The organism is Pseudoroseomonas cervicalis ATCC 49957, assembly GCF_000164635.1.
In the GTDB taxonomy this organism is placed as follows: domain Bacteria; phylum Pseudomonadota; class Alphaproteobacteria; order Acetobacterales; family Acetobacteraceae; genus Pseudoroseomonas; species Pseudoroseomonas cervicalis.
The window spans coordinates 1-984 of the sequence record NZ_GG771079.1; the positions used below are offsets into that span (position 1 = coordinate 1).

At 75.6% G+C, this 984-nt stretch carries 1 pseudogene; it reads right to left on the reverse strand.

Annotated features, from left to right (window positions below):
- Window positions 1-876: pseudogene (locus HMPREF0731_RS21820) on the reverse strand (double-strand break repair protein AddB); the annotation flags it as partial.
- Window positions 877-984 lie beyond the last annotated feature (108 nt).

A 984-nucleotide genomic window follows, 5' to 3' on the forward strand; every position in this document is an offset into this window, starting at 1 on the left:
CTCCAGCGCCGGGTCGCCCGCCGGGCAGCCCGGCCAGGGCTCCAGGTCGCGCGGCGTCGCATCCATCGCCGAGAGCAGCCGCACCTGGCCGGCCAGCGGATGCGTGGGACTCTCGCCGATCGCGGCCCAGAGTTCGTCGGACTTCACCTCGCCCGCGCCATGCAGCACGACGCAGCCCTGCGGCATCTGCGCCACCACCTTCAGCAGCGCGGCGGCGGCGGGGATGGTGCCGCCGGCGCCGATGCCGGCGGCGATCACCGGGTCGCGCGGCGGTTCGCGCTTCCAGGAATCGGCCTGGGCGCGCAGCGCCGCGACGCGGCGCGGGCCGATATCCATCAGCCCCTGCCCGGCCAGCCACGCCTCCCAGGCGGAGAGCACGCCGCGCAGGAAGGTCAGCGTCACCTGCCAATGGGTGGCGAATTCCTCCGGCACCAGCGTCTCCAGCCGCGCCATGTCGCAGCCTTCCAGCGCCGTCTCGTCCAGCCATTCGGCCAGCGCGGTGGCCAGCCGCCAGGCCTGTTCCGGCGTGTCCGGCCCGCCGAAGCGCGACGGCAGGCGCATCACCAGCGATGTCAGCACCGAGTGCCGCACCGCGGGCGCCACCGCCGGCGGCAGGTCGAGCAGCACCGGCAGCGACAGCTCGTCCGCCTCCTGGGTGGAGAGGCCGCTCAGCGCGTGCATGCGCGGCAGCAGCAGGGTGCGGCCGCCGGATTCGCGCAGGAAGCTCTCGCGCAGCGCGAGCGCGGCGCGGCGGGTGGGCAGCAGGATGGTGGTGCGCGACAGCGAAAGCGGGTCGTCCTGCCCCACCCAGCGCAGCACCCCGGCGGCCAGGGTGCCGAGGAAGGGCAGATGCGCCGGGATTTCGTAGAGCCGCATGGTGCCTCCTGTGCCCGCCCGCCGGTGTGAACCGCCGGCCGGGCGAAGGCAAGCGCGGCCTGCGCCGGGCGGCGGCCCGCCTAATCCGCGCGCAGCCGCGCCCGGCAT